Below are 5,947 nucleotides of genomic sequence, written 5' to 3' on the forward strand. Positions count from 1 at the left end.
CGCCTCGATCAGATTGCCCGACTTCAGCGCGCGCGACAGTTCGGGCAACAGCACGATGGCGACCGCGACACCGACCACGCCGAGCGGCAACTGGTAGATGCGGTCGGCATAGGCGAGCGAGGACACCGCGCTGTTCTGCGCCGAGGCGATCGCCGTGCCGATCAGCTGGTTGATCTGTGTGATGCCGCCGGTGATGGCCGCCGGCAGCGCCAGGATCAGCAGCCGCTTGACCGCGGGCGTCATTCTGGGACGGCGAAAGCCGATCGAGATGCCGGCATGGCGCACTGCCACCCAGACGATCGCCAGCTGCACCAGTCCGGCGGCAAGCACGCCCCAGGACAGCCCGTAGCCGACTGTGAGGGCATCCGAGCCCTTGTACCAGGCATAGGCGAGCACGCCGATCAGGATGATGTTGAGGAACACCGGCGCCACGGCGGCGGCGAAATAGCGGCGCAGCGAATTCAGCATGCCCGCCATCATCGCGCCCAACGACATGCAGATCAGATAGGGGAACATGATCGTCGCCAGCGTCACCGTGGTGTCGAACTTCCCCGGCGTGCCGGCAAAACCCGGCGCCACCAGATAGCGCACGATCAGCGGCATCGACAATTCCATGATGATGGTCAGCGCCAGCAGCGCCGTGAACAGCACGCCGAACACTTCCTCGGAAAAGCGCTTGGCGCCTTCGGTGCCGTGGGTCTCGATCTCCTTGGCGAACAGCGGCACGAAGGCGGCGTTGAAGGCGCCCTCGGCAAACAGCCGGCGAAAGGTGTTGGGAAACTGGAAGGCGGCGTTGAAGGCATCGGCGACCGGTCCGGTGCCGAGTGCGGCGGCCATCAGCATCTCGCGGCCGAAACCGAGCGCGCGGCTCATCAGCGTGCCGGAAGCGACCGTTGCGAATTTCTTGACGAGGCTCATGCTTTTGGGAACTGCCTGCGGAATTGGGACAAAGTGATGGTCGTTGTCACTCGGCCGCCGCCCTGGACTTGCCGCCGCGTTCGGACACGATGCCTTCGAGCGTTGCCATCAGCCGATTGCGGATGGTGGCGATGCGGGCCGGGTTATCTATCTTCTGGCCAGTGAGATCGGTGACATAGAAAGTGTCGATGACCTTTTCGCCGAAGGTGGTGATGTGGGCCGATGCGATGTCAAGCGACAGGTCGGAAAGCGTTCCGGTGATCTCCGACAGCAGCCCAGGCCGGTCGAGGCCCTCGACCTCGATGACCGAAAAACGATTCGACAGCGTGTTGCGGATTTCGGCACGCGGCGGGATCTTGAACACCTTGGAGCCGCGCCGCGGCTTGGTGCGCTTCTCGATCATTTCCGGCAGCCAGCTCTTGCCCGACAGCACGTCCTCGATCAGCCGGCCGACACGCTCGGCACGCCGGCGCTCGTCCTCGTCGCGGTCGAATTCTCTGCTGATCAGGATCGTGTCGAGCGCACGGCCGTCCGACGTCGTGAAGATCTGCGCGTCGACAATGTTGCCGCCGGCCCCGGCGCACGCCCCGGCGATGACCGAGAGCAGGCGGGGGTGGTCCTGCGCCAGCACGGTGATTTCGGTCACCGCCTCGAACTGGTGGGTCTTGACCATGGTGGCAAGCTTGTTGCCTGACGCGTCAGCCTCACGAATGAATTCGGCATGGCGCAGCTGGTCTGCGAGATCGACGGTCAAAAGGTAATTCTCGTAGTGCTGGCCGACATAGCGCTTGCGGGCCTTGTCCGGCCAGTCGGCAAGCGCCTCGGCCAGACGCTCGCGCGCCGCCGCCGTGCGTTGCGCGCGCGACACTTCCGAAAACCCGCCGGTCAACAGCAATTCGGTCTCGTAGTAGAGCGTGCGCAGCAACTGGCCCTTCCAGCCGTTCCAGACACCCGGTCCGACGCCCCTGATGTCGCAGACGGTGAGGATCAAAAGCAGCTTCAGCCGCTCGACCGACTGCACGATCGCGGCGAAATCCTCGATGGTCTTGCGGTCGTTGAGGTCGCGGGTCTGGGCTGTCATCGACATCACGAGATGGTTCTCGACCAGCCAGGCAACGGTCTCGGTATCGGCAGGCGACAGCCCCATATGCGGACAGATGCGGCGTGCGATCCTGGCCCCCGCCTCGGAATGGTCCTCCGGCCTGCCCTTGGCGATGTCGTGCAGCAGTACGGCGACATAGAGCGCCTCGCGGCTCTTCTTCAGCCCCGGCATCAGCGTGTGCGACAGGGGATGGACCTTTTCGCCGTCGCCGCGTTCGATCTCGGCCAGCACGCCGATGCAGCGGATGAGGTGCTCGTCCACCGTGTAGTGGTGGTACATCGAGAACTGCATCATGGCGACGATCTTGCCGAAATCCGGGATCAGCCTGCCGAGCAGCCCGGCCTCGTTCATGCGGCGCAGATTGAGTTCGGCATTGCGATCCGAGGTCAATATGTCGAGGAACAGCCGGTTGGCCTCCTCGTCGCGCCGCAGCGACTTGTTGACCAGGCCGAGCGAACGGGTCAGCAGCTTCAGCGCATCGGGGTGGAATTCCAGACCGTGCTTGTCGGCGAACCAGAACAGCCTGAGCAGATTGACCGGATCGCGCTCGAACACCTGGTCGTCGGCGATGTTGATGCGGTGGTTGTCGACAATGAAGTCCGACGTGCCGGCCAGCTTGCGCTTGCGCCGCGAGAAAGTCAGGAAGATGCGGTTGAAGCCCGGCACGTGCTTGGCCTGCTCCTCCTCGAGCGCGGCACAGAAGATGCGGGTCAGGTCGCCGACGTCCTTGGCAACGAGGAAGTAGTGCTTCATGAAGCGCTCGACCGCCGACAGGCCGGGGTGCGTGGTGTAGCCGAGCCGTTCGGCGATCTCGCGCTGGATGTCGAAATGCAGCCGCTCCTCGGCCTTGCCGGTGAGGAAATGCATGTGACAGCGTACCGCCCACAGGAAATCCTCGGCTTTCTGGAACTCGCGGTACTCACCCTCGGTGAAGACGCCTTTATCGACCAATTCCTCGCCGGTGCGCACCCGGTAGAAATATTTGCCGATCCAGAACAGCGTCTGCAGATCGCGCAGGCCACCCTTGCCGTCCTTGACGTTGGGCTCGACCAGATAGCGGCTTTCGCCGGCCTTGGCATGGCGGTCATCGCGTTCGGCAAGCTTGGCCTGGACATATTCGGGGCCGGTCGTGCGCACCACCTCATGGTCGAAGCGCAGCATCAGTTCATCATAGAGCTTTTCCTCGCCCCACAGGAAACGTGCTTCGAGGATCGAGGTGCGGATGGTGACGTCGGTGCGCGACAGGCGCAGGCATTCGTCGATATTGCGTGTGGCGTGGCCGACCTTCAGCCCCAGGTCCCACAGCATATAGAGCATGTATTCGACTGTCTGTTCGCCCCACGGCGTCTGCTTGTAAGGCAGCAGGAACAACAGGTCGATGTCGGACCCCGGCGCCAGCGTTCCACGGCCGTAGCCGCCGACAGCGACGACGGCCATGCGCTCCGCGGAGGACGGGTTCTTGACCCGGTAGACATGGGTGACGGCGAAATCGTAAAGCGCCCGGATGATCTCGTCCATGAGATGCGACAGCCGCGCCGCGCAGGCGCTGCCGCCGCCATCGTCCCTCAGCATGCGTTCGGCAATGGCGCGCCCGTCCGCCAGTCGTCCCTTGAGCAGCTGGAGCACACCATTGCGCGCAGCCTGCCCTGAGCCGTCGCCCGCCGTGCCCGCGGTCAGCGCGGTCATCTCGCGGCGCAAGGCTTCGCCGTCGATCAATTCGTCGAGCTTCAGGGAGATTCTTGCCATATATCCAGTCGGCCTTGCCGTTTCGGCGGCGTCTATAGCGCGTTTTGGCGGCGCTGGGTATGGGGCGTTGAAGCCGGTTCAAGACCCGGCTGAGTTTTGGCTCGGATAAGTAAATGGAATGACCATTCTCCGCTTCAGTCGACCGAAATCGACAATGCGCTTGCCTATTCGCCGAGCCTCGGCTTTGACCCTCGCTATGGCTGTCTTTCTGCGTTTCCCGGTCCCGGCGGGTGCGGCGCACTGGATATCCCGCTTTTCTCTGAGCAGGCTTGGCAATTGGAGCGCCCTGTCGCCAAGGAACTGATCTTGCGCGCAGAGCGCAGGAACAAGCTGATAGATCGTCTCGCCTCGCAAAACCGAAAACTCGGGGTTGAAGACAAGGTCGTCGACAGCGATGCCGATCTCCTCGGTGGCCTTGATCAGGTCGAGCGCGGTTTGCCTGGAGATGATGTAGCCGGCGGTTCCTATATGTTCGGCGTCGAGTTTGGATGTGGAAAAGCCGTGACCGATGGCAATGCGCTTGCGTCGGATCACGGTCTTACAGAAGTAGCTTTCGAGCTTGACGACTTCGGCATCGGCTGGGATCCAGTCGCTGTCGCGAAGCAATGCGCCGGCTTTTGCGGCAAAGACGATGTCGTCCTCGAAAATCGCCCCGTAGCGGGCGTCGCCTTGCGCGATGACAGCCCAGCAGGCCCGGTGACTGAGCAGGCAGGCGATCTCGCCGTCAGTCAATGGCAGCCTGTTCCGATATCCGACATTTTGCGGCAGCTGGTCCAGCTCCGGCCGGTCGCGTGCGTCTATGGCCTGAACGCGTTCGAATGCAACGCCGATGCGGGCAAACTCCGCCGTCACACGGGCAAGGCGATCGGGAGACCGATCGAGATTGATGACCAGACGCTTCATTGCCGAAGAAAATCCCCACCCCCGCGACGCTCGCGCTTTCTAGCAGGCCTGGTGTTGCCGCGTGAGACTTTTTCTGGGGTGGATGGACGCGCCGTGGACCGGAGAAGAAAAGTCGAAACAGCCCTTGACCTTCCAGTTACTGGAAGCCCTATCTCCACGTCACACACCGATCCATCAAGGCATTTTCGAATGACGCATTCAGATCACGATCATCACGCGCACGGCAGCTGCTGCTCGACAAAAGGCGCCGTGCCCACCACGAAGAGCGTCGTCCGCGACCCGGTCTGCGGCATGACTGTCGATCCGGCGGCTGGCAAGCCGACGGCCGAGCATGATGGCCATCTCTATCATTTCTGCAGCCAGGGCTGCCGCACGAAATTCGTCGCCGAACTGGAAAAATTCCTGACCGCCACCGATCCGGTCTGCGGCATGAGCGTCGACCGCGCGACAGCCAGTCATTTTGCCCGCCACGAAGGCCAGGGCTTCTATTTCTGCTCGGCCGCTTGCCAGGCGAAATTCGAGGCGGAGCCGCAAAAATATCTCGGCGGCAGGCCAGCACCGCAGCCGATGCCCAAGGGCACGCAATACACCTGCCCGATGCACCCGGAGATCGTCCGCGACAAGCCCGGATCCTGCCCGAAATGCGGCATGGCGCTGGAGCCGATGGGCGTACCAACGGGTGACGAGGGTCCCAATCCGGAACTGGTCGATTTCACCAGGCGATTCTGGGTCAGTGCCGCTCTATCCGTCCCTTTGCTGGTCGTCGCCATGGCGCCGATGCTTGGCCTGACTTTCCAGGCTTTTGTCGACGAGCGGACGAAGGTCTGGCTTGAGCTGGCATTGGCCAGCCCCGTCGTGTTGTGGGCGGCACTGCCTTTCTTCCACCGCGGCTGGGATTCGCTCGTCAACCGCAGCCCCAACATGTGGACGCTGATCTCGCTCGGCGTCGGCGCCGCCTATCTCTACAGCGTCGTCGCCACGCTGTTTCCGGATATCTTTCCGCATCAGTTCCGCGGCCATGGCGGTGCGGTGCCGGTTTATTTCGAGGCTGCCGCCGTCATCGTCGCGCTGGTCTTCCTTGGCCAGGTGCTGGAGCTGCGCGCCCGTGAAAAGACCGGCTCGGCGATCCGCGCCTTGCTCGATCTCGCACCGAAGACAGCGCGGCTGATCGCCGCCGATGGTTCCGAAAACGACGTGCCCCTCGCCGCCGTCAAGGCCGGCGATCGCCTGCGCATACGCCCCGGTGACGCCGTGCCGGTCGATGGCACGGTGCTGGAA

Annotated in this window: 4 protein-coding genes; 1 reads left to right on the forward strand and 3 read right to left on the reverse strand. The window is 63.2% G+C overall.

The features are described from left to right. From murJ to EN884_RS22230, 3 genes are all read right to left on the reverse strand, one after another. Nucleotides 1-918: murein biosynthesis integral membrane protein MurJ (gene murJ, locus EN884_RS22220; RefSeq protein WP_128360737.1), on the reverse strand; the 918-nt coding region annotated here is incomplete at its 3' end. Between the two features lie 46 nt (nt 919-964). Then, a complete protein-coding gene (locus EN884_RS22225) occupies nt 965-3,766 on the reverse strand; it encodes a [protein-PII] uridylyltransferase (RefSeq protein ID WP_063169904.1) in 2,802 nt (933 codons plus the stop codon). A 78-nt stretch (nt 3,767-3,844) separates the two neighbouring features. Further along, nucleotides 3,845-4,669 (reverse strand): glycosyltransferase family 25 protein, encoded by an 825-nt coding sequence (locus EN884_RS22230; RefSeq protein WP_013528059.1) that lies wholly within the window; start codon nt 4,667-4,669, stop codon nt 3,845-3,847. A gap of 189 nt (nt 4,670-4,858) precedes the next feature. On the opposite strand from EN884_RS22230, the gene EN884_RS22235 reads away from it, so the two are divergent. After that, nucleotides 4,859-5,947, forward strand: a 1,089-nt coding sequence (locus EN884_RS22235; protein ID WP_128360738.1) for a YHS domain-containing protein, incomplete at its 3' end; no start/stop codon positions are given.

This window comes from Mesorhizobium sp. M7A.F.Ca.AU.001.01.1.1 (assembly GCF_004022735.1).
Lineage (GTDB): Bacteria > Pseudomonadota > Alphaproteobacteria > Rhizobiales > Rhizobiaceae > Mesorhizobium > Mesorhizobium ciceri.

What these genes read in the sequence shown, in the direction of transcription:
- EN884_RS22225 (WP_063169904.1), bottom strand. Translation starts at nt 3,766, where the DNA reads ATGGCAAGAATCTCCCTGAAGCTCGACGAATTGATCGACGGCGAAGCC.
- EN884_RS22230 (WP_013528059.1), bottom strand. Translation starts at nt 4,669, where the DNA reads ATGAAGCGTCTGGTCATCAATCTCGATCGGTCTCCCGATCGCCTTGCC.